An 18531-nucleotide genomic window follows, 5' to 3' on the forward strand; every position below is an offset into this window, starting at 1 on the left:
TCCCGCGCGGTTACGTCATCGGGCGCCCGGTGACGCCTACGGCCCCTCGGCGGTCAGATAGCGCTGGACCGTGGGGGCCAGCCAGTCCATGACCTCCTCGCGGGTCATCGCGACGGCGACCGGGAAGCGCAGCACATAGCGGGTCAGCGCCATACCGAGCATCTGGGAGGAGACCAGGGCGGCGCGGGCGGGGGCCGTGGCCGGGGCCGGGCAGATCCGGACGGCCAGCGGCAGCAGCTGCTGCTTGAAGATCTCCTGCATGCGCTCCGCGCCCGCCGGGTTGGTCACCCCGACCCTGAGCAGTGCGGTCAGAACTCCGTTCTGCTCCCAGAGGTCGACGAAGTGGCCCACGAGCCTGCGTCCCATCTCCGCCGTGGGGACCGCCGTCAGGTCGGGGAGGCGCAGATCGACCGCGCAGGCCGCCGCGAAGAGCTTCTCCTTGTTGCCGTAGTAGCGCATCACCATCGAGGGGTCGATACGGGCGTCCTTGGCGATCGCCCTGATGGTGGCCCGCTCGTAACCGTCGGCCGCGAAGCGTTCGAGTGCCGCGGTGAGGATGGTCGCGCGGGTGGCGTCGGAACGGCGGGACTGCGGCTCCTGCGGCCCCCGCGTCGGGTCCTGCTTCACGTCTCGGCTCATGCCGACAAACGTATGCCAACAGACGTAGGCCAACAAGCGTTGACAGTCCAGAACGGCAGCTCTACGTTGACAACAAGCGTTGACCAACAAGCGTGGGCTTCGGGAGGCCATCATGGACGGCACCGTCACCATCGTTGGATCAGGACCCACCGGACTGCTGCTCGCGGGTGATCTCGCCGCCGCGGGTGTGTCCGTCACCGTCATCGAGAAGCGCCCCGCGGGCATCAGCAACCTGACCCGCGCCTTCGGCGTGCACGCCCGCACCATGGAACAGCTCGACGCGAGGGGCCTCGCCGACCCACTCGTCACGATCGGCCACAAGATCACCGAGCTTCGCCTCCTCGGCTCGCTCGCGATCGACCTCTCCGGACTCCGCACCCGCTTCCCGTACCTCCTGACCACCCCGCAGTACGAGGTGGAGAACCTTCTGCTGCGCCGCGCCGTCGAGCACGGAGCCACCTTCCGCCACGGAGCACGGGTCACCGGTGTCTCGCAGGACGGTGAGGGCGTCACGGTCGAGTTCACCGGCGAGGACGGGACGGCCGAAACCCTCCGGTCCGCCTACGCGGTGGGCGCGGACGGCACCCGCAGCGCCGTCCGCGAGTCGCTCGGGCTGCCCTTCCCCGGACACTCCGTGATCAAGTCGATCGTCCTCGCCGACGTGAGGCTGACCGGGGAGCCGGAGCCGACGGTGGCGGTCAGCCGGTCGGGGCGGTCCTTCGCCTTCACCATGCCCTTCGGCGACGGCTACTGGCGCGTGGGCGGCTGGGACCGTACGCACGGCGACATGGCCGACGCCGAGCCCGTCGATCCGGAAGAACTGCGCGGGATCCTCCAGCGCGTCTTCGGCACCGACTTCGGCATGCACGACGCCCGTTGGATGTCCCGGTTCCACAGCGACGAACGGCAGGTCGCGCGGTACCGGGTCGGCCGCGTACTGCTCGCGGGGGACGCCGCGCACACCCACTCCCCCGTGGGCGGCCAGGGCATGAACACCGGGCTCCAGGACGCGGCGAACCTGGGATGGAAGCTCGCCGCCGTCATCAACGGGCAGGAGCCGGAAGGGCTGTTGGACACCTACCACACGGAACGGCACCCGATCGGCAGGGAGGTGATCCGCAGCAGCGGCACGATGCTGCGCTTCGCCATGGCGCAGACCCCGGCCCTGCGCGGACTGCGCACCGTCGCCGCCTTCGCCGTCGGCCACCTGCCCCTCGCCAACCGCCGCCTGCTGGGCACACTGTCCGGGATCGGCCTCACCTACGGACCGGGAGTCAGGCGCGTGCCCGATGTCCGGCTCCAGGAGGGCCGGCTGTACGAGGCGCTGCGCGCGGGGACGTTCGTCCGTGTCGTGCCGCGCGGCCGGGTGGAGCCGGGCGACGAGCGCACCACCGTCGTCCACTGGGCGAGCGACCGGCAGGACACGCTCCTGGTCCGCCCGGACGGTTATACCGCCTGAGGAGGCGTCCCTGTCCGGAGCGCTGCGGCCATCGCGCTCCGGACACGGACGAGTTGGACGACGGTGGTGCTGGTGTTGCTGGTGGTGCTGGTGTTGCTGGTGGCACCGACAGCGCTGGTGGTGCCGGTGGTGCCGACAGCTCTGGTGGTGCCGGTGCGAGAGCGTGCCCATCAGGCGGCGTCGAGAGCCCCGGTGATCTTGCGGGTCATCTCGGCCAGGGTGGGGCTGGGCGCGCCCTTGTGTGCCACGGTGGCCGCCTCGACGGCGACGATGACCGCGCTGCGGAAGTTGTCGGCCTCCGCCGGGTCCTCCTTCTTGAGCAGGCTCATCCCCTCCGTCAGGGCCGGCAGCACCTCGTCGGCGATGGCGGCCACGGACTTGCCGTTCAGCTTCACGCCCTTCGACTTCTCCGCGAGCACGTGCCCGACCGGGCCGGTCGCGGAGTACAGGGCGATGCTGCCGCGCGTGGCGGCCTTGTGGGGCGAACCGGCGGCGTCGGCGGCGGCCAGCAGTGCGACGGCGCCGTACGCGGCGGTGCGCAGGGTGTTCTTGTCCTGGTCGGTCAGGGTGATGGACATGGTGGGGTGCTCCTCTGAATCTGCTTCGGTTTCTGGTCTTCGCGGTGGTGGTTGACCACCCCCGCTTCCGTGACACCATCATGGCACATCAATGGCGCCATGACGAGTCATTCGCGGCGCCATGCATGGCGTGAGTGGCGCCACGATGTGACTCCGACGAAGGAAACCGCAGATCAGTGGCGCTTTTTCTATGGCACCACCGTGGTCAAATTTTCCGTGAACCCCATGGGCCCTCAGACGTTCAGCTGTGCCACGGCCCCCGTCAGCCCCTCCCATGCCTGTGCGGTGTCCGGTGTCGCGGCGTGCGGGGCGCGGAACACGTCGAGGCAGGCGGCCACGTCGTCGAAGGCCCAGCGGAGCGCGTAATAGGTGAGCCGGTCCCGGTCGGGGCGGTGGCCGGTCAGCTCCTCGTAGCGGGCGAGGTCGTCCGGGTCCGGGGAGCAGAGCCAGAGGTCACGCTCGGGCACCGCGAGGGCGACCGTGTCCCAGTCGACCAGCAGGTTCCGCCCGCCCGGGTCCAGGACGTTGCCCGGATGCGGTTCGCCGTGCGTCACGACCGGGGTCGGTGCCTGCCGGATCAGGCGCGCGGTCCGCTCGTCGAACTCCCCGAGCCGGTGGCGGAGACCGCGGGCGCTGTCCGTCAGCAGCGCGCGGCAGCGTTCGGCGTACGGGCCGCTGTCCGGCGCGAAGGCGTCCAACGGCTCGCGCAGAGCCGCTTCCAGCGGGGCGCGGTCCGGAAGTCCCGGCCGGTGCACCGGCGTCGCAGCGGGCGTGGGAGTGCGGTGCAGCACGGCCAGCCGCTCCACGAGCAGGCGGCGGTGCTCCGGCGGCAGTTCCCGCCCGAAGCGGCCCGCGGACGCGTCCAGGTACGGAAAGACGCTCACCGCGTACCGGTCCCCGAGCCGGCGCACGGTGGCACCGGAGGAGGCCGTGGAGGAGGCACCGGAGGAGGCCGTCCGCAGAGGTGCGACGACGAAGTCCAGACCGGCGTCCGCGTTCAGTGCGGCGGCCGTGTCCATCGCCCGGCGCAGCCCCTCCCGGGCCGCTTCCACACCCGCGCCGCAGTACGGCTTGTGCGCCAGGTCGGCCACCGTCACGAACCAGCGCCGCCCGTCGGCGGTCCGCGCGGTCCAGTGGTGATCGCCGAAGCCGACGGGCGCGTACGTCAGTGACGCGGGGTCCACTTCCCAGGCGGCGAGGGTGTCAGCGAGGGCGGATAAGTCGAGATCCATGGGCTGGTCCTTCATGCCGGCACCCTAACGAAGCCGCCGGAGCGCCCCTCCCGTGTCCGCGTTAGCCTCGGTGGCGAGACCTGACGACGGCTCGGCGGCCCCGACGGCCCCGACGGCGAGAGCCGGGGGCCGGAGGCCGGGAGTCGAGAACACGAGAGCGAAGGTGGCGGCAATGGCGAAGGTTCCGGCAGCGGCAGTGGCTGCGAGCGGACTTGTCGGGGGTTACGGCGTCGCCCGGTGGACCAAGAAGCGGCCGCTGGGCGGGGTCGCGCTCGCCGCCGCCGGGTCCCTCGCCGCGTACGAGTGGAACCGGCAGGCGGGCCCCCGCGCGGCGGCCGGGCTGACCGTCGCGTACGTCGCCGCGTTCGCCGGATCGCACCCGCTCGCCAAGAAGGTCGGCGCCTGGCCCGCCGTGTTCGCCGTCGCGGGCGGCGTGGCCGCCGCGTCCTGGGCGGTCACCCGCCGCGCCGCCTGAGAAACGCACCACCCGCGGGGCCTCTCGTCCGGACGAGAGGCCCTGCTCCGGTTCCTGGTGCGGACGAGAGCTCTCGCCCCCGGAGGAGAGGTCTCGTCCGGGGGCGAGAAGTCCCGGTCCGGACGAGAAGTCCCGGTCCGGACGCGAGGCCCCGGTCCGGACGCGAGGCCCTGGTCCGGGGCCGGCCCCTACCCCCCCAGTGCCCGCGACACCGTGTAGATGACCAGCCCCGCCAACGCGCCCACCACCGTGCCGTTGATCCGGATGAACTGCAGGTCACGGCCGATGTGCGCCTCGATCTTCTTCGAGGTCTGGTCCGCGTCCCAGCCCGCCACCGTGTCGCTGATCAGTGAGGTGATCTCCGCGCGGTACGTCGTGACGACATACGCCGCCGCGTCCTCCAGCCAGCCGTCCAGCTTGGCCTGCAGACGCTCGTCCGTCGCCAGCCGGGCGCCCAGCGACATCAGCGAGGCGCGGGCCCGCAGCCGCAGTTCGCTCTGCTCGTCCTCCGCAGCCGCCATGATCATCGTGCGTACGGAGGACCAGGCCGACGCGATGACGTCCTGGACCTCACGGCGGCCCAGCACCTCCGACTTCAGCCGCTCCACCCTGGCCCGGGTGTCGGAGTCCGTCTGGAGATCCGCCGCGAAATCCGTCAGGAACGTGTCGATCGAGCCGCGCGCCGGGTGCCCCGGCATGTCGCGCATCTCCGTGACGAAGCGCAGCAGCTCCTTGTAGACCCGCTCCCCCACCCGCTTGTCCACGAAGCGCGGCGTCCACCCCGGCGCCCCGCCCTGCACCGCGTCCATCACCGAGTCGCCGTGCTCCACCAGCCAGTCGTGCGCCCGTACGCAGACGAGGTCCACGACCCTGCGGTGCCCCCCGTCCGCGACGACCTTCTCCAGCATCTTGCCGAGTCCGGGGCCGACCTCCACCGCGTCCGCCCGCCGGGTGATCGCCTCGCCGACCACCGCCTGGACGTCGGAGTCCCGCAGGACGGTCAGCGCACCGCGCAGCGCGGTCGCCAGCTCGGCGGTGACCCGGTCGGCGTGATCCGGCTCCGCGAGCCAGGCACCCACCCGCCGGCCGACGCCCAGAGCGTGAATTCGGTCACGAACGACCCCTGAGGAGAGAAAGTTTTCCCCCACGAAGGAACCAAGTGACGCTCCGAGCTGATCCTTCTTGGTGGGAATGATGGCGGTGTGCGGGATGGGCAGGCCGAGCGGGCGCCGGAAGAGCGCCGTGACGGCGAACCAGTCCGCCAGCGCGCCCACCATTCCCGCTTCGGCGGCCGCCGCGACGTAGCCCGGCCAGCCGCCCACACCCGCGTTCTTCGCCCAGGTGGCGAGGACGTACACGAGCGCGACGAGCAGAAGGAGACCCGTGGCGGTGGTCTTCATACGGCGTACTCCGCGCCGCTTCTCCTCGTCGGCCGCGGTGTACGCGAACGAGGCGAGCGGCGAGGCCGCCCGGCGCCCGGAACCGGACCCGTCGTCCGGGTCCGGCGGCGTGCCGGACCCGCCCTCCGCGCGCCCCTGCCCCTCCGGGACCTGCCGGTCCTGTGGGCCCTCCACTGACTTCTGCACCGCGTCCTGCTCTCCGGCTCCGGCCCGTTCCATCCGCTCCACCCGTCCGCGTACGCATCGCCCCCGCGCCGTACGCATTGTCCTTACCTCACCTACTCCCGGGCCGCACGTCGAGTTCCCCGCGGCCTGTCGCATCATGGGACCAGCCCGATCAGCACAAGGAGAAACACCGCACATGCCCAGGCGCCAGGGGTATGCCCTGCTCATCGCCCTTGTGGCGGGCACCGCCGCACTCGCCGCCGCCGTGGCCTTCGGCACGACGCTGCTCTCCGGCCCGCGGCCCCCGGCCCCGTTCACCGGCGCCGAGGCGCACGCGGCGGCCCGCAGTCCCGCCGCCCCGGCCCACTCCGGCGGCAACTGGGTCGCCACCTGGACCAGCGCACCCGTCAGCGCCGAGCCGCGTACCGCGCACGGTTTCCCGGGACGCACCATCCGCAACACCGTGCACACCAGCGTCGGCGGTGACGCGGCCCGCATCACCCTCTCCAACCTCTTCGGCGCGGCTCCCCTGGTGGTCGACCAGGCCACCGTCAACACCCGTCCGGTGACCTTCAAGGGCGCGCCCCGTGTCACCGTCGCCGCGGGCGGACAGGTCGTCAGCGACCCCGTCGTGGTGCCCGTCGCCGCCGACACCGACCTGCTGGTCACGCTGCGCACCCCGCACGGGGGCGGTCCCGTCACCTTCCACCCGAACGCGCACCAGACGTCCTACCTGGCCGACGAGCACGGCACCTGGAGCACCACCCGGTGGCGCTACCTCACCGCCGTGGACGTCCGCAACGAGCGCGCGCCCGGCACCGTCGTCGTCATCGGCGACTCGATCACCGCGGGCAGCGGCTCCACCACCGACGCCAACGCCCGCTGGCCCGATGTCCTCGCCGACCGGCTGCGCGGCACGTACGGCGTCGCCAACCAGGGCATAGCCGGGAACCGGCTGCTGCGCGACGGCCTCACCGGCATCAGCGGCCAGGGCGGAACGGGCCGCTTCGAACGCGACGTCCTCTCGGTCGCCGGAGTGAAGACCGTGTTCGTCGCGCTCGGCATCAACGACGTGCAGCAGGCCCCGCAGGAGACGGACCCACAGCGCATCCTGGACGGCTTCCGCGCCCTCACCGAGCGGGCGCACGCCCGCGGGCTGCGGGTCGTCGGGGCGACGCTGACCCCGTACGAGGGGTACGCCACCTGGACGCCCGCGCGCAACGCCGTACGGCTGGCCGTCAACGAGCGGATCAGGGCGGGCGGGATCTTCGACGCGTACGTCGACTTCGACCGGGCGGTACGCGACCCGTACGCGCCCAACCGGCTCCTCCCGTCGTACGACTCCGGCGACCATCTGCACCTCAACGACGACGGCTACCGCACCCTCGGCCGGCACATCGACCTCAAGTCCCTGGTCGGCGCCCCGAAGTCCGACACGTTCTGACGCCGCCCCGGTGCGGGGCGACGTCGGCGCGGGACGTCCCCCGCGCGGGGCGAACCCCCCGTGCCGGACGGCTCCGGTCCGTCGGGAGTGTCCGGCACGGGGGCAGGGCTCAGCCCAGTTCCTTGCGGCCGTCGCCCTCGTCCGGCTTCCCCAGCGCGTTCCGCTCCCGGTCCCGCGCCAGCTCCGCGTCCCGGAGCCGCTGCCGTTCCGCCTTGGTCCGCTTGCGGTCCACGCCGACACCGCCCATCAGCGCGAAGCCGGTGATCCGCACCTGCGGGGCGTCCGGTGCGGGTGCGCCCTCCTCGTTCGAGCCCTCGCCGAAGCCGCCCATGATGCCGATGCCCTTGACCTCGACGTTCAGCTCCGGCGGCGCCGTCACATGCATGCCGCCCATGACCGTGAAGCAGCGGATGACCACCTCGCGGTCCTCGAAGTTCGCCTCGCGCAGATCGATCTCACCGCCGCCCCACATCGCGAACGCCGTGAACTTCCGGCCCACCGTCCAGTGACCCTTCCGGGTGAACCCGCTCCAGAACGCGAAGGCCCCCGTGGAGGTGGCGGGGCCCCCGATCCGCGACGGCCAGCTCCCCGGCCTGCCCGGCACCGGGGGCGTCGGCGCACCGGGCGGCGCGACCACGGTGCCCGGTGCCGGGAGATCCCGGACGATCGGCTCCAACTCCCCATGCGTACGGGCCTTGTAGGTCGCGTCGAGGCGCTGCTCGAACTCGTCCATGTCCAGCCGGCCCTCGGCCACCGCCTCACGCAGCAGCTCGGCGATGCGCTCACGCTCGGCGTCGGAGGCACGCATTTCCGGAAGTTCACTTGTCATACCGCGCAGCCTATTGAACGCACCGGCTCCCGTCACAGACGAGCGCGCCCACGCCCGCGCGCCGCGGCCGGAACGCGCCCGCTCCGCTACGGGGCCGACGCGTACATCTTCGCGATCACGGCCTCGATGTCCGGCTCCCGCACCGACAGGTCGACCAGCGGATACTCCGCCGCGATCCGTGCCACCAGCGGGGCCGCCGACACCGACGCCGGGAAGGACAGCCACTGCCGGGGCCCCTCCACCTTCACCACCCGGACCCCCGAGCCCGGCCCCCCGGCCGCCGCACCCGCTCCGGGGCCCGTGCCCGAGTCCAGGTCGATCGGCGGGAGTTCACGCTCCAGATCGACCACCAGCGTGCGCTCGCTCTCCCCCACCTCGTGGAGCCCGGCGAGCGCCCCGTCATACATCAGCCGCCCGTGGTCGATCACCATGACCCGCTTGCACAGCTGCTCGATATCGGTCAGATCGTGCGTGGTGAGCAGAACGGTCGTGGACCGCTCCTCGTTCAGGTCCCGCAGGAACTGCCGGACCTTGGCCTTCGAGATCACATCGAGCCCGATCGTCGGCTCGTCCAGATACAGCACCTCCGGATCGTGCAGCAGCGCCGCCGCGATGTCCCCGCGCATCCGCTGACCCAGCGAGAGCTGACGTACCGGTACCTCCAACAGCTCGCCCAGGTCCAGGAGTTCGACACAGCGGTCCAGGTTCTCCCGGAAGCGGCGGTCGGGAATCCGGTACATCCGGTGCATCAGCCGGTACGAGTCCCGCAACGGCAGGTCCCACCACAGCGTCGTCCGCTGCCCGAACACCACCCCGATCCGGTGCGCCAGCCGCGTACGCTCCCGGGACGGATCGATGCCCGCGACCCGCAGGCTGCCGCCGCTCGGGGTGAGAATCCCCGTCAGCATCTTGATCGTGGTCGACTTGCCGGCCCCGTTCGGGCCGATGTACCCGACCATCTCGCCGCGCGGCACCCGGAAGCTGATGCCGTCGACCGCCCGCACCTCGTGCCGCTCCCGGCGCAGGAAGCCCGTTCTGCGGCGTACGTCGAAGACCTTCTCGACCCCGTCGAGCACGATGAAATCCGCGTCCGCGCCGGTGCCGCCCCTACCGATTCCGGTACCCGTGTCCGTATCCGTACCCATGTCCCGCGTCACCCTCTCGCCGTCCTCACGTCCGCCGGTCAATTTCCCGTGCTCCGGTACGCGCGCAGCCCCGCCCGCCACGCGAGACCCGCCGGCACCCAGCACAGCGCCGCCACCACCGGGGGCAGGAACGCCACCCACTGCGGCAGGTCCAACGGGTAGTCCCGGCCCAGCACATACAGCGCGGGCAGCCAGCTGACGAAGGCCAGCGGCACCACGAACGTCACCCCGCGCACCAGATCCTTCGCGAAGATCGACGGCGGGTACTGGAGCAGCGTCGTCCCGCCGTACGTGAAGGAGTTCTGCACCTCGGAGGCGTCCTGCGCGAAGAACTGGAACGCCGCCCCCGCCACGAACACCGCCCCGAAGACCGCCGCCCCGCTCAGCACCATCAGCGGCAGCATCAGCACCTTCAGCGGTGTCCACGCGATGTCCAGCGACACCAGCGCGTACCCGAGCACCAGCAGCCCCTGGGTGACCCGCCCCAGCCTGCGCAGCGCGAACCGGTCGGCCGCCACCTGCGCCAGCACCGGGACCGGGCGCACCAGCAGGGTGTCCAGCGTCCCGTCCCGCACCCGCCTGCCCAGCCGGTCCATCGACCCCAGCACCAGATCGGACAGCCCGAACGCGGTCCCCGACACCCCGTACAGCAGGGCGATCTCGGGCAGCGAATAGCCGCCCAGCGAGTCGACGTGGGAGAACATCAGCATGATCGCGACGAAGTCGAAGGCCGTCGCCGCGAAGTTCCCGAACGTCGTCATGACGAACGAGGCCCGGTACGCCATCGTCGAGCGCAGCCACATCGCCACGATCAGCCCGTACGCCCGGAACCCCTCGACCACCCGGGACCGCTCCCCGAACGCGATCGGGGGCGACTCCCGCGGCACCTCGTCCAGCCCCCTGCCCGGCTCTCCCCCCGCGTCCGCGGCCACCACCGTCTCAACCACCCTGAACCACCACCCTCCTGGTCGCCACGCCCTGAAGGAGCCGCCCCGCCAGCAGCAGCGCCACCGCCCAGCCCGCCTGGAAGGCGTACGCCCGCACCAGCCCCCACCCCTCGTGCTTCCCGAGGAGCACATCGGCCGGCACCTGGAGCAGCGACGACCACGGCAGCGCCCGCGCCACCTCGCCCAGCGCCCCGGGGAACAGATTCAGCGGCAGCAGCATCCCGGAGAAGAACAGCCCCGCCAGCCAGGTGATCTGCATCGCGCCCGCCCCGTCCATCAGCCAGAAAGCCGACAGCGCGACCACGTAGCGCACCGCGAAACTGACCACCACACCGAGCGCCACCGAGACGAGGAACGCCAGCCATGTCCACGCCGAGCCGGGCAGCGCCAGATCGAAGGCGAACGCGCCGAGCGCCATCGGGATGATGCCGCGCCCCAGCAGGTGGAACGCCGCCCGGCCCAGATCCCCCGCCAGCCACCACAGCTGGAGGTCGGCCGGCCGGTAGAGATCCACGGCGATGTCGCCGGTACGGATCCGCTCCATCAGCTCGTCCTCGAAGCCGCCGCCCATCATGGCGCAGGTCATCAGCAACGCCTGCCCCAGCCACACATAGGTCAGCGCCTGCGCGGTGTCGTAGCCGCCGAGCTGCGGACGCTCGTCCCACAGCGCCGTATAGGTGTACGCCATGATGAAGCCGAAGACGGTGTTGGTGAACACGCCCGCCGCCGTCGCCATCCGGTACGTGGCATGGCGCCGGAATCCACCGGCCGCCACCACTGCGTAGAGCCGCACGTCGCCCCCTTCCCCCCACCCCGGCCGGGCCCCCGACCCGGCCCCGACACCAAAGCGCACGACCCTAGTGCACGCCGGGCGGCCACCGCGAGCGGTTATCCGGGACCCTCATTGAAGGATGATCCGAAGATTTCCCGGCGAAACGGGCACTATGGGAGAACTGACCGCGGCCGAGGAGTCTCCACCGATATGAGCGACGACCCACAGAACTGGGCCCCGCGGGACCACACGGACGCCGCGGCCACCCCCGACGACGGAAGTGGTGCGCCGGGCGCGAAGGGAAAGAAGGGGCGCAAGAAGCGCCCCAGGAGGACCGGCTGGCGCCGCCTCGTCCCCACGTGGCGCATGGTCCTGGGCACCGTACTCGGCATCGCCCTGCTGCTCGTCGGCGGCTTCATCGCCGGATACCAGCTCGTCGACATCCCGGCCGCCAACGCCAGCGCCACCGCACAGTCCAACGTCTACCTCTACCAGGACGGCAGCGTCATCGCGCGTGACGGCGAGATCAACCGGGAGAAGGTCCAGCTCTCCCAGGTCCCCCTCACCGTCCAGCACGCCGTGCTCGCCGCCGAGGACCGCGACTTCTACTCCGAGCGCGCCGTGGACGTGAAGGCCATGGTCCGCGCCGCCTGGAACACCCTGACCGGCAAGGGCAAGCAGGGCGGTTCGACCATCACCCAGCAGTACGTCAAGAACTACTACCTCGGCCAGGAACAGACCGTCGTCCGCAAGGCCAAGGAGTTCTTCATCGCGGTCAAGCTCAATCGCGAGGAGAGCAAGGACCAGATCTTCGAGGGCTACCTCAACACCAGCTACTTCGGCCGCAACGCCTACGGCATCCAGGCCGCCGCGCAGGCGTACTACGGCAAGAACGTCGAGGACCTCAGCACCGGCGAGGGCGCCTACCTCGCCTCGCTGCTGAACGCGCCCAGCGCGTACGACGTCGTCGTCCACCCCGAGAACAAGGCCGCCGCCCTCGGCCGCTGGAACTACGTCCTGGACGGCATGGTCAAGGAGCAGTGGCTCGGCACCGCGGAGCGCGCCGCGACGAAGTTCCCCGTCCCCGGCAAGGCCAAGCCGGCCACCGGGCTCTCCGGGCAGCGCGGCTACCTCGTCCAGGCGGTCGAGGACTACCTCACCGGCAACGGGATCATCGACGAGACGACCCTCGCCACCGGCGGCTACCGGATCACCACCACACTGGAGAAGAAGAAGCAGAACGCCCTCGTCAAGGCCGTCGACACCCAGGTGATGTCCAGGACGAGCGACGACCGGGAGGCCGACCGCAACGTCCGCGTCGGCGGCGCCTCCATCACACCCGGCACCGGTGAGGTCGTCGCCATGTACGGCGGCATCGACTACACGAAGCAGTACGTCAACAACGCCACCCGCCGCGACTACCAGGTCGGCTCCACTTTCAAGCCATTCGTCTTCACCTCCGCCGTCGCCAACGACTCCACCACGCGGGACGGCCGGCGGATCACCCCCAACACGATCTACGACGGCACCAACAAGCGCACCGTCCAGGGCCCCGGCGGCTCCACCGGATACGCCCCGGCCAACGAGGACGACGTCAGCTACGGCCCCGTCACCGTCCGGACCGCCACGGACAAGTCCATCAACGCCGTCTACGCACAGATGGCCCAGGACGTCGGCCCCGGCAAGGTCAAGGACACCGCCGTCGCCCTCGGCATCCCCGCGAACACCCCCGACCTCACCGCGTCGCCCTCCATCGCGCTCGGCCCCGCCACCGCCAGCGTCCTGGACATGACCGAGGCGTACGCCACCCTCGCCAACCACGGCCGGCACGGCGCGTACACCCTCGTCGAGAAGGTCAGCAAGGACGGCGCGGACGTCGCCCTCCCCGGCCGGAAGACCAAGCAGACCGTCACCCGCGAGGCCGCCGACACCACCACCTCGATCCTGCGCAGCGTCGTCGACGGCGGCACCGGCACCGCAGCCCAAGCCGCGGGCCGCCCCGCCGCGGGCAAGACCGGCACCGCCGAGGAGGACAAGGCCGCCTGGTTCGCCGGGTACACCCCCGACCTCGCGACCGTCATCGCGGTCATGGGCCAGGACCCCGACACCGGCGTACAGAAACCGCTCTACGGAGCGCTCGGACTGCCCCGCGTCAACGGGGGCGGCGCTCCCGCCCAGACCTGGGCCGCCTACACGGCCGCCGCCCTGCGCTCCTCCGACGTACAGGACTTCGACCTCGAACTGGAAGACGGCGCGGACGAATCCGCACCGCCCACCACGGAGGAACCCGGATCCAGCGCACCGGCCGAACCGAGCGACACCCCCTCCGGCCCGCCCCCGTCCAGCCCCTCCAGCACGGCCCCCACCACCCCCGGCCCGACCGAGGGCGCGACGGACACCGGCGGGCAGACCGACGGCGGTACGGACACGGGCGGCACCGACGGCGGGACCACCGGAGGGACGGACGGCGGCGCGGACACCGGCGGCGGCAACGGAGGCAACGGCGGCGCGGCGGACGGGGGGACCGACACCGCGGGCGGCGACGGCGGCGGCTTCACCGAAGGCGCCCGCGGCCCCCGCCCACGCGACCGGTGACCGGATGGCGTGGGCGGGGGCCGCGGGCGTGCGAACGGTGACCGGTCGGAGCGCGGTGACCGGATCAGTGTCCGGAGGTCGCCTTCAGGCCCACCACGGCGATCAGCAGCAGACACACGAAGAAGATCCGCGCGGCGGTCGCCGGTTCGTTCAGGACCAGCATGCCGACCACCGCGGCTCCGGCCGCACCGATACCGACCCACACGCCGTACGCCGTACCGATCGGGAGCGTCTTCGCCGCCTGGGACAGCAGCGCCATGCTCGCCACGATCCCGAGGCCGGTGAACACACTCGGCCACAGCCGGGTGAACCCCTCGGTGTACTTCATCCCGATCGCCCAGCCCACTTCGAGCAGACCGGCGACAATCAACAGAACCCAGGCCATGACGGCACCTCCGACGAAAACTCGTGAACAACACGGGTGCGTCGTCTTTGCCAGCCCGGTACGGCGCGTCTCGTCGGGGTCCCCCCACCGTAGCAAAGAACGGGCAAAGGGCCCGGTGACACCGGTCACCAGGCCCTTCCCCACAGCTCACACCACGGCGCGGGACGGAACACGCAACGAAACGCGGCTACAGATACAACCCGGTCGAATCCACCGAGCCCTCGAACCGGTCCGCGGCCACCGCGTGCAGATCACGCTCCCGCATCAGCACGTACGCCACGCCCCGCACCTCGACCTCGGCACGGTCCTCGGGGTCGTACAGCACCCGGTCCCGGGGCTCGACCGTCCGCACGTTCTGACCGACGGCGACCACCACGGCCCAGGCGAGCCGCCGGCCCACCGCGGCCGTGGCCGGAATCAGGATGCCGCCGCCGGAACGCCGCTCGCCCTCGGGCGTATCGCTCCGTACCAGCACGCGGTCGTGCAGCATACGGATGGGCAGCTTGTCGTCGTGGGTGTCGTCGCTCACGACCCGAAACCTACCTGCCCCGCCCTGATCCGTACGCCTCCGGGGTGCGACCGGTCACTTCTTCCCGCGCCGCGCCGACAGGGTGAGCAGGCCCACCACGCCGACCACCAGCAGCGCCGCCGGGATCACCCGCTCCAGACGCGGAGCACCGTCCTCCGACACGAACTGGGCCTTCACGTCCGACACCGAACGGTTCACCGCGACGAACGCACGGCCGGCCGTCCGGTCCACCGTCTGGGCGACCTTGGCCTTCGCGTCGCCGATGATCGTCTTCGGGTGCACCCGCACCCCGATCTCATCGAGCACCACCGCGAGCTGCTCGCGCCTGCTGATGATGTCCGCCTCGATCTGCGCAGGGCTCCTGGCATCCGACACTGCGCCGCCTCCGTGGTCCTCGTCCGGTAAACCGTCATCGACAGTCTGTCAGCTCGACCGCCCGCACACCCGGCGGCACCCCTATTACGCTCGGTCCCATACACCCCACGTGCCACCTGAGGAGAACCATGAGCGAGCGACTCCAGCCCGGCGACACCGCCCCCGCCTTCACCCTCCCCGACGCCGACGGCAACGGGATCTCGCTCGCGGACCACAAGGGCCGCAAGGTCATCGTGTACTTCTACCCGGCCGCCCTCACGCCCGGCTGCACCAAGCAGGCCTGCGACTTCACCGACAACCTGGACCTTCTGGCCACCGCCGGATACGACGTCATCGGCGTCTCCCCCGACAAGCCGGAGAAGCTCGCCAAGTTCCGGGAGAAGGAGAACCTGAAGGTCACGCTGGTCGGCGACCCGTCCAAGGAGACCCTTGAGGCGTACGGCGCCTTCGGCGAGAAGAAGCTCTACGGCAAAGTGGTGACGGGCGTCATCCGTTCGACCGTCGTGGTCGACGAGGAGGGCAAGGTGGAGCACGCCTTCTACAACGTCAAGGCGACCGGCCATGTCGCCAAGATCATCAAGGACCTCGGTATCTGAGCCGCGCGTCCCCGCCGGCCCGGCTGCCCGGACACCGACGGCCCCGGCAGTCCGAGCACCGGCAGCCGGGGCCGTTCCGGGTCTCCTCCATGGCCGAAAATATGTGAGGGACATCGCAATCGGTCCCTGATTCGGTTTGCAGCCGCCATGCCCGCGCAGAAGCCTTTCCTGGAACACCCTCCGAGGAAAGGACCCGGCCATGGCGGCCTCCGACCCCCACCAGGCGGCCGACCCCGAAGCGGTCAAACGCCATCCCGCGCTGTTCCGGGCCATCCGGAAGCGTCAGAATCCCAAGCTGCGCCGGACCGACATCACGGTCACCGACGACCAGGCGGTCAAGCGTGCGGTGAAGGCGGCCTCGCTCGGGAACGCCATGGAGTGGTTCGACTTCGGTATCTACTCCTACCTGGCCGTCACCATCGGGCATGTCTTCTTCCCGTCCGGGAACGACACCACCCAGCTGCTTTCCTCGTTCGCGACCTTCGCCGTGGCCTTCCTCGTTCGGCCACTCGGGGGAATGTTCTTCGGTCCCATGGGCGACAAGGTCGGCCGGAAAAAGGTCCTCGCCCTCACCATGATCCTGATGGCGGTCGGCACCTTCGCCATCGGCCTCATCCCCTCCCACGGCACGATCGGCATCTGGGCCCCCGCCCTGCTGATCTTCTTCCGGATGCTCCAGGGCTTCTCCACGGGCGGTGAGTACGGCGGCGCGTCCACCTTCATCGCCGAGTACGCCCCCGACAAGCGCCGCGGTTTCTTCGGCAGCTTCCTGGAGTTCGGCACCCTCGCCGGATACGTCGGCGCCGCGGGTCTGGTGACCGCGCTCTACGCGCTCCTGGACACCGGCCAGATGGAGTCCTGGGGCTGGCGCATCCCGTTCCTGGTCGCGGGCCCCCTCGGCCTGGTCGGCCTCTATCTGCGGCTGCGCCTCGACGAGACCCCGGCCTTCCAGAAGCTGGAGGGCGGCACCGCCCACGCGACCGAGGCCGCCGACGGCGTCGAGTCCACCGCCAAGGGCGATCTCGCCAAGATCTTCCGCGAGTACTGGCCGACGCTGATCCTCTGCATCTGTCTGGTCGGCGCGTACAACATCACCGACTACATGCTGCTGTCGTACATGCCGACGTACCTCTCCGACGAACTCGGCTACAGCGAGACCCACGGCCTGCTGATCCTGCTCGCCGTCATGGTCTTCCTGATGCTGATCATCAGCCAGGTCGGCAAGCTCTCCGACCGCTTCGGCCGCAAGCCGCTGCTGATGGCGGGCATGCTCGGCTTCCTCGTCCTGTCGCTTCCGGCGTTCCTGCTGATCCGCCAGGGCAGCATCCCCGCCATCACGATCGGCATGCTGATGCTGGGCCTGTCCCTGGTCTGCATGCTCGGCACGATGTCCGCCGCACTGCCCGCGCTCTTCCCCACCAACGTCCGCTACGGCTCCCTCTCGGTGGGCTACAACCTCTCCGCGTCGATCTTCGGCGGCACCACCCCCCTGGTGATCACCGCGCTGATCAGCTGGACCGGCTCGAACCTGATGCCCGCGTACTACGCGATGGCGGCCGCCCTGGTCGGTGTGATCGCCGTGGCCTGTATGAAGGAAACGGCCAACAAGCCCCTGGCCGGCTCCCCGCCCTCGGTGGAGACGGACGAGGAGGCCGCGGAAATCTGCGCGGCCCAGACACCGGAACCCAAGTTCTGATCGGCCTCGCGGCGAGTACCATGGCAGGCGGCCGGCGGCGGTGGTGCAGAGGTGACACAGCAGACTTAGGATCTGTGGCCCGTGAAACGGCTTGAGGGTTCGAATCCCTTCCGCCGCACAGAACGGACGGCCTGCGCATCGAAGGACCGATGCGCAGGCCGTTTCCGTGTCTGCGGGCTCAGCCCACCAGCTCCCGTACCACCGGCACCAGCGCCCGGAACGCCTTGCCCCGGTGGCTGATGGCGTTCTTCTCCGCCGGGGTGAGCTCCGCGCAGGTACGCCTCTCGCCCTCGGGCTGGAGGATCGGGTCGTAGCCGAAGCCGTTCGTCCCCGACGGGGTGTGGCGCAGGGTGCCCAGGAGGCGGCCCTCGACCACGCGTTCCGTGCCGTCGGGAAGGGCCAGGGCCGCGGCACAGGCGAAGTGGGCGGCGCGGTGCTCGCCGTCGATGTCGGCGAGTTGTGCCAGGAGCAGGTCCAGGTTGGCCCGGTCGTCGCCGTGGGTCCCGGACCAGCGGGCCGAGAAGATGCCGGGGGCGCCGCCGAGGACGTCGACGCAGAGGCCGGAGTCGTCGGCGACGGCCGGGTGGCCGGTGGCCCTGGCCAGGGCGTGGGCCTTCAGGAGGGCGTTCTCGGCGAAGGTGACGCCGGTTTCCTTGACGTCGGGGATGTCGGGGTACGCGTCCGCGCCGACGAGATCGTGGGCCAGGCCCGCGTCGGCGAGGATCGCGTGGAGTTCGGTGATTTTCCCGGCGTTGCGGGTGGCGAGGATCAGGCGGGTCATGCCCCGATTATCGCCGTGCGCGGCCGGGGTCCCGGCCGGGGCATGGGCGCTACGACGTGCAGACCTTGCCGATCTCGGTGGCGGCGTCGGTGACCGGGGTGATGTCCGGGGTGGCGTCGCCCTTCTCGATGGAGGCGCGGACGTTGCCGACGCCGTCCTGGAGATCGTCGACGGCCTTTCCGAGGTCGGCGTTGTCGGTGGTGTCGCCGAGGTTCTTCAGTTCCTTGTCGATCTCGTCCAGCGCCTCGGACGCCTGCGTCGGGTCCTCGGAGGCGTTGGAGATGGCCTGCTGGAGGTTGTTCACGCTGGTGGCGATGGCGTCGGCGGTACGGACGCAGTCGATGGCCTTGTCGACGGCGCCGCAGCCGGCCGCGGCGGTGAGGGTCAGCAGGGCGGCGGTGACGGCTATTGCGGTGCGGTGGTGGCGGCGCGAGGCCATGATGCGGTCCCTCCCCGGGGGGCGATACGTGGACGGGCGCACGGTTCGAC

The 18531-nt window shown here is 70.9% G+C and carries 19 protein-coding genes, 1 tRNA gene and 1 riboswitch; of the genes, 7 read left to right on the forward strand and 13 right to left on the reverse strand.

Annotation, left to right across the window (positions count from 1 at the left end; translation table 11 throughout):
* Positions 1–36: 36 nt before the first annotated feature.
* Positions 37–639 carry a TetR/AcrR family transcriptional regulator gene (locus OG251_RS14060; protein ID WP_326677502.1) on the reverse strand — a complete coding sequence of 201 codons (603 nt, stop codon included), beginning with the start codon at positions 637–639 and terminating at the stop codon, positions 37–39.
* 112 nt (positions 640–751) lie between these two features.
* Here OG251_RS14060 and OG251_RS14065 point away from each other — a divergent pair, with 112 nt between their 5' ends.
* A complete protein-coding gene (locus tag OG251_RS14065; RefSeq protein ID WP_326677503.1) occupies positions 752–2098 on the forward strand; it encodes an FAD-dependent monooxygenase in 1347 nt (448 codons plus the stop codon).
* Between the two features lie 170 nt (positions 2099–2268).
* Here OG251_RS14065 and OG251_RS14070 read toward each other — a convergent pair whose 3' ends face one another.
* Both OG251_RS14070 and OG251_RS14075 read right to left on the reverse strand, forming a co-directional pair.
* On the reverse strand, positions 2269–2676 hold the full coding sequence (locus tag OG251_RS14070; protein WP_326677504.1) for a hypothetical protein: 408 nt from the start codon (positions 2674–2676) through the stop codon (positions 2269–2271).
* Positions 2677–2909: 233 nt separating this feature from the next.
* A complete protein-coding gene (locus OG251_RS14075) occupies positions 2910–3923 on the reverse strand; it encodes a phosphotransferase (RefSeq protein ID WP_326677505.1) in 1014 nt (337 codons plus the stop codon).
* A 157-nt stretch (positions 3924–4080) separates the two neighbouring features.
* Here OG251_RS14075 and OG251_RS14080 point away from each other — a divergent pair, with 157 nt between their 5' ends.
* Entirely contained in the window at positions 4081–4383 is a 303-nt protein-coding gene (locus OG251_RS14080; RefSeq protein WP_266931401.1) for a hypothetical protein, read from the forward strand.
* A gap of 188 nt (positions 4384–4571) precedes the next feature.
* Here OG251_RS14080 and OG251_RS14085 read toward each other — a convergent pair whose 3' ends face one another.
* Positions 4572–6047, reverse strand: a complete 1476-nt coding sequence (locus OG251_RS14085; RefSeq protein ID WP_326677506.1) for a DUF445 domain-containing protein — start codon at positions 6045–6047, stop codon at positions 4572–4574.
* A 97-nt stretch (positions 6048–6144) separates the two neighbouring features.
* Here OG251_RS14085 and OG251_RS14090 point away from each other — a divergent pair, with 97 nt between their 5' ends.
* Positions 6145–7392 (forward strand): SGNH/GDSL hydrolase family protein, encoded by a 1248-nt coding sequence (locus OG251_RS14090; protein WP_326677507.1) that lies wholly within the window; start codon positions 6145–6147, stop codon positions 7390–7392.
* Positions 7393–7501: 109 nt separating this feature from the next.
* On the opposite strand, the gene OG251_RS14095 is transcribed toward OG251_RS14090, so the two are convergent.
* The 4 genes from OG251_RS14095 to OG251_RS14110 all read right to left on the reverse strand — a co-directional run bounded on the left by OG251_RS14095 (position 7502) and on the right by OG251_RS14110 (position 11106).
* Complete coding sequence (locus tag OG251_RS14095) at positions 7502–8200, reverse strand: DUF1707 SHOCT-like domain-containing protein (RefSeq protein WP_326681256.1); 699 nt, start codon at positions 8198–8200, stop codon at positions 7502–7504.
* A 107-nt stretch (positions 8201–8307) separates the two neighbouring features.
* Positions 8308–9366 carry an ABC transporter ATP-binding protein gene (locus OG251_RS14100; protein ID WP_326677508.1) on the reverse strand — a complete coding sequence of 353 codons (1059 nt, stop codon included), beginning with the start codon at positions 9364–9366 and terminating at the stop codon, positions 8308–8310.
* Between the two features lie 38 nt (positions 9367–9404).
* Positions 9405–10262: an ABC transporter permease gene (locus OG251_RS14105; RefSeq protein WP_326681257.1), complete on the reverse strand. Its 858-nt coding sequence runs from the start codon at positions 10260–10262 to the stop codon at positions 9405–9407.
* Between the two features lie 43 nt (positions 10263–10305).
* The gene (locus OG251_RS14110; RefSeq protein WP_326677509.1) at positions 10306–11106 is read right to left on the reverse strand and encodes an ABC transporter permease; all 801 of its coding nucleotides are present in this window, start codon (positions 11104–11106) and stop codon (positions 10306–10308) included.
* A 189-nt stretch (positions 11107–11295) separates the two neighbouring features.
* Here OG251_RS14110 and OG251_RS14115 point away from each other — a divergent pair, with 189 nt between their 5' ends.
* Positions 11296–13680 (forward strand): transglycosylase domain-containing protein, encoded by a 2385-nt coding sequence (locus tag OG251_RS14115; RefSeq protein ID WP_326677510.1) that lies wholly within the window; start codon positions 11296–11298, stop codon positions 13678–13680.
* Between the two features lie 64 nt (positions 13681–13744).
* Here OG251_RS14115 and OG251_RS14120 read toward each other — a convergent pair whose 3' ends face one another.
* The 3 genes from OG251_RS14120 to OG251_RS14130 form a co-directional block, all read right to left on the reverse strand.
* A complete protein-coding gene (locus OG251_RS14120) occupies positions 13745–14065 on the reverse strand; it encodes a DMT family transporter (RefSeq protein ID WP_326677511.1) in 321 nt (106 codons plus the stop codon).
* Positions 14066–14100: 35 nt separating this feature from the next.
* Positions 14101–14169, reverse strand: a riboswitch (guanidine-III (ykkC-III) riboswitch).
* 83 nt (positions 14170–14252) lie between these two features.
* Positions 14253–14594 (reverse strand): GroES family chaperonin, encoded by a 342-nt coding sequence (locus OG251_RS14125; protein ID WP_073723676.1) that lies wholly within the window; start codon positions 14592–14594, stop codon positions 14253–14255.
* A 54-nt stretch (positions 14595–14648) separates the two neighbouring features.
* Positions 14649–14969 (reverse strand): DUF3618 domain-containing protein, encoded by a 321-nt coding sequence (locus OG251_RS14130; protein WP_326677512.1) that lies wholly within the window; start codon positions 14967–14969, stop codon positions 14649–14651.
* Positions 14970–15097: 128 nt separating this feature from the next.
* Here OG251_RS14130 and bcp point away from each other — a divergent pair, with 128 nt between their 5' ends.
* The 3 genes from bcp to OG251_RS14145 all read left to right on the forward strand — a co-directional run bounded on the left by bcp (position 15098) and on the right by OG251_RS14145 (position 17379).
* Positions 15098–15565 (forward strand): thioredoxin-dependent thiol peroxidase, encoded by a 468-nt coding sequence (bcp, locus tag OG251_RS14135; protein WP_326677513.1) that lies wholly within the window; start codon positions 15098–15100, stop codon positions 15563–15565.
* Positions 15566–15764: 199 nt separating this feature from the next.
* Positions 15765–17261 (forward strand): glycine betaine/L-proline transporter ProP, encoded by a 1497-nt coding sequence (gene proP / locus OG251_RS14140; RefSeq protein WP_326677514.1) that lies wholly within the window; start codon positions 15765–15767, stop codon positions 17259–17261.
* A 34-nt stretch (positions 17262–17295) separates the two neighbouring features.
* A tRNA-Leu gene (locus OG251_RS14145) sits at positions 17296–17379 on the forward strand.
* 60 nt (positions 17380–17439) lie between these two features.
* On the opposite strand, the gene rdgB is transcribed toward OG251_RS14145, so the two are convergent.
* Together rdgB and OG251_RS14155 are read right to left on the reverse strand one after the other, a co-directional pair.
* Positions 17440–18042 carry an RdgB/HAM1 family non-canonical purine NTP pyrophosphatase gene (gene rdgB, locus OG251_RS14150; protein WP_266806408.1) on the reverse strand — a complete coding sequence of 201 codons (603 nt, stop codon included), beginning with the start codon at positions 18040–18042 and terminating at the stop codon, positions 17440–17442.
* 49 nt (positions 18043–18091) lie between these two features.
* A complete protein-coding gene (locus tag OG251_RS14155) occupies positions 18092–18481 on the reverse strand; it encodes a hypothetical protein (RefSeq protein WP_326677515.1) in 390 nt (129 codons plus the stop codon).
* Between the last annotated feature and the right edge of the window lie 50 nt (positions 18482–18531).

Source organism: Streptomyces sp. NBC_01237, assembly GCF_035917275.1.
In the GTDB taxonomy this organism is placed as follows: domain Bacteria; phylum Actinomycetota; class Actinomycetes; order Streptomycetales; family Streptomycetaceae; genus Streptomyces.

What these genes read in the sequence shown, in the direction of transcription:
- OG251_RS14060 (WP_326677502.1), bottom strand. Translation starts at nt 639, where the DNA reads ATGAGCCGAGACGTGAAGCAGGACCCGACGCGGGGGCCGCAGGAGCCG.
- OG251_RS14065 (WP_326677503.1), top strand. Translation starts at nt 752, where the DNA reads ATGGACGGCACCGTCACCATCGTTGGATCAGGACCCACCGGACTGCTG.
- OG251_RS14070 (WP_326677504.1), bottom strand. Translation starts at nt 2,676, where the DNA reads ATGTCCATCACCCTGACCGACCAGGACAAGAACACCCTGCGCACCGCC.
- OG251_RS14075 (WP_326677505.1), bottom strand. Translation starts at nt 3,923, where the DNA reads ATGAAGGACCAGCCCATGGATCTCGACTTATCCGCCCTCGCTGACACC.
- OG251_RS14080 (WP_266931401.1), top strand. Translation starts at nt 4,081, where the DNA reads ATGGCGAAGGTTCCGGCAGCGGCAGTGGCTGCGAGCGGACTTGTCGGG.
- OG251_RS14085 (WP_326677506.1), bottom strand. Translation starts at nt 6,047, where the DNA reads ATGCGTACGGCGCGGGGGCGATGCGTACGCGGACGGGTGGAGCGGATG.
- OG251_RS14090 (WP_326677507.1), top strand. Translation starts at nt 6,145, where the DNA reads ATGCCCAGGCGCCAGGGGTATGCCCTGCTCATCGCCCTTGTGGCGGGC.
- OG251_RS14095 (WP_326681256.1), bottom strand. Translation starts at nt 8,200, where the DNA reads ATGCGTGCCTCCGACGCCGAGCGTGAGCGCATCGCCGAGCTGCTGCGT.
- OG251_RS14100 (WP_326677508.1), bottom strand. Translation starts at nt 9,366, where the DNA reads ATGGGTACGGATACGGACACGGGTACCGGAATCGGTAGGGGCGGCACC.
- OG251_RS14115 (WP_326677510.1), top strand. Translation starts at nt 11,296, where the DNA reads ATGAGCGACGACCCACAGAACTGGGCCCCGCGGGACCACACGGACGCC.
- OG251_RS14120 (WP_326677511.1), bottom strand. Translation starts at nt 14,065, where the DNA reads ATGGCCTGGGTTCTGTTGATTGTCGCCGGTCTGCTCGAAGTGGGCTGG.
- bcp (WP_326677513.1), top strand. Translation starts at nt 15,098, where the DNA reads ATGAGCGAGCGACTCCAGCCCGGCGACACCGCCCCCGCCTTCACCCTC.
- proP (WP_326677514.1), top strand. Translation starts at nt 15,765, where the DNA reads ATGGCGGCCTCCGACCCCCACCAGGCGGCCGACCCCGAAGCGGTCAAA.
- rdgB (WP_266806408.1), bottom strand. Translation starts at nt 18,042, where the DNA reads ATGACCCGCCTGATCCTCGCCACCCGCAACGCCGGGAAAATCACCGAA.
- OG251_RS14155 (WP_326677515.1), bottom strand. Translation starts at nt 18,481, where the DNA reads ATGGCCTCGCGCCGCCACCACCGCACCGCAATAGCCGTCACCGCCGCC.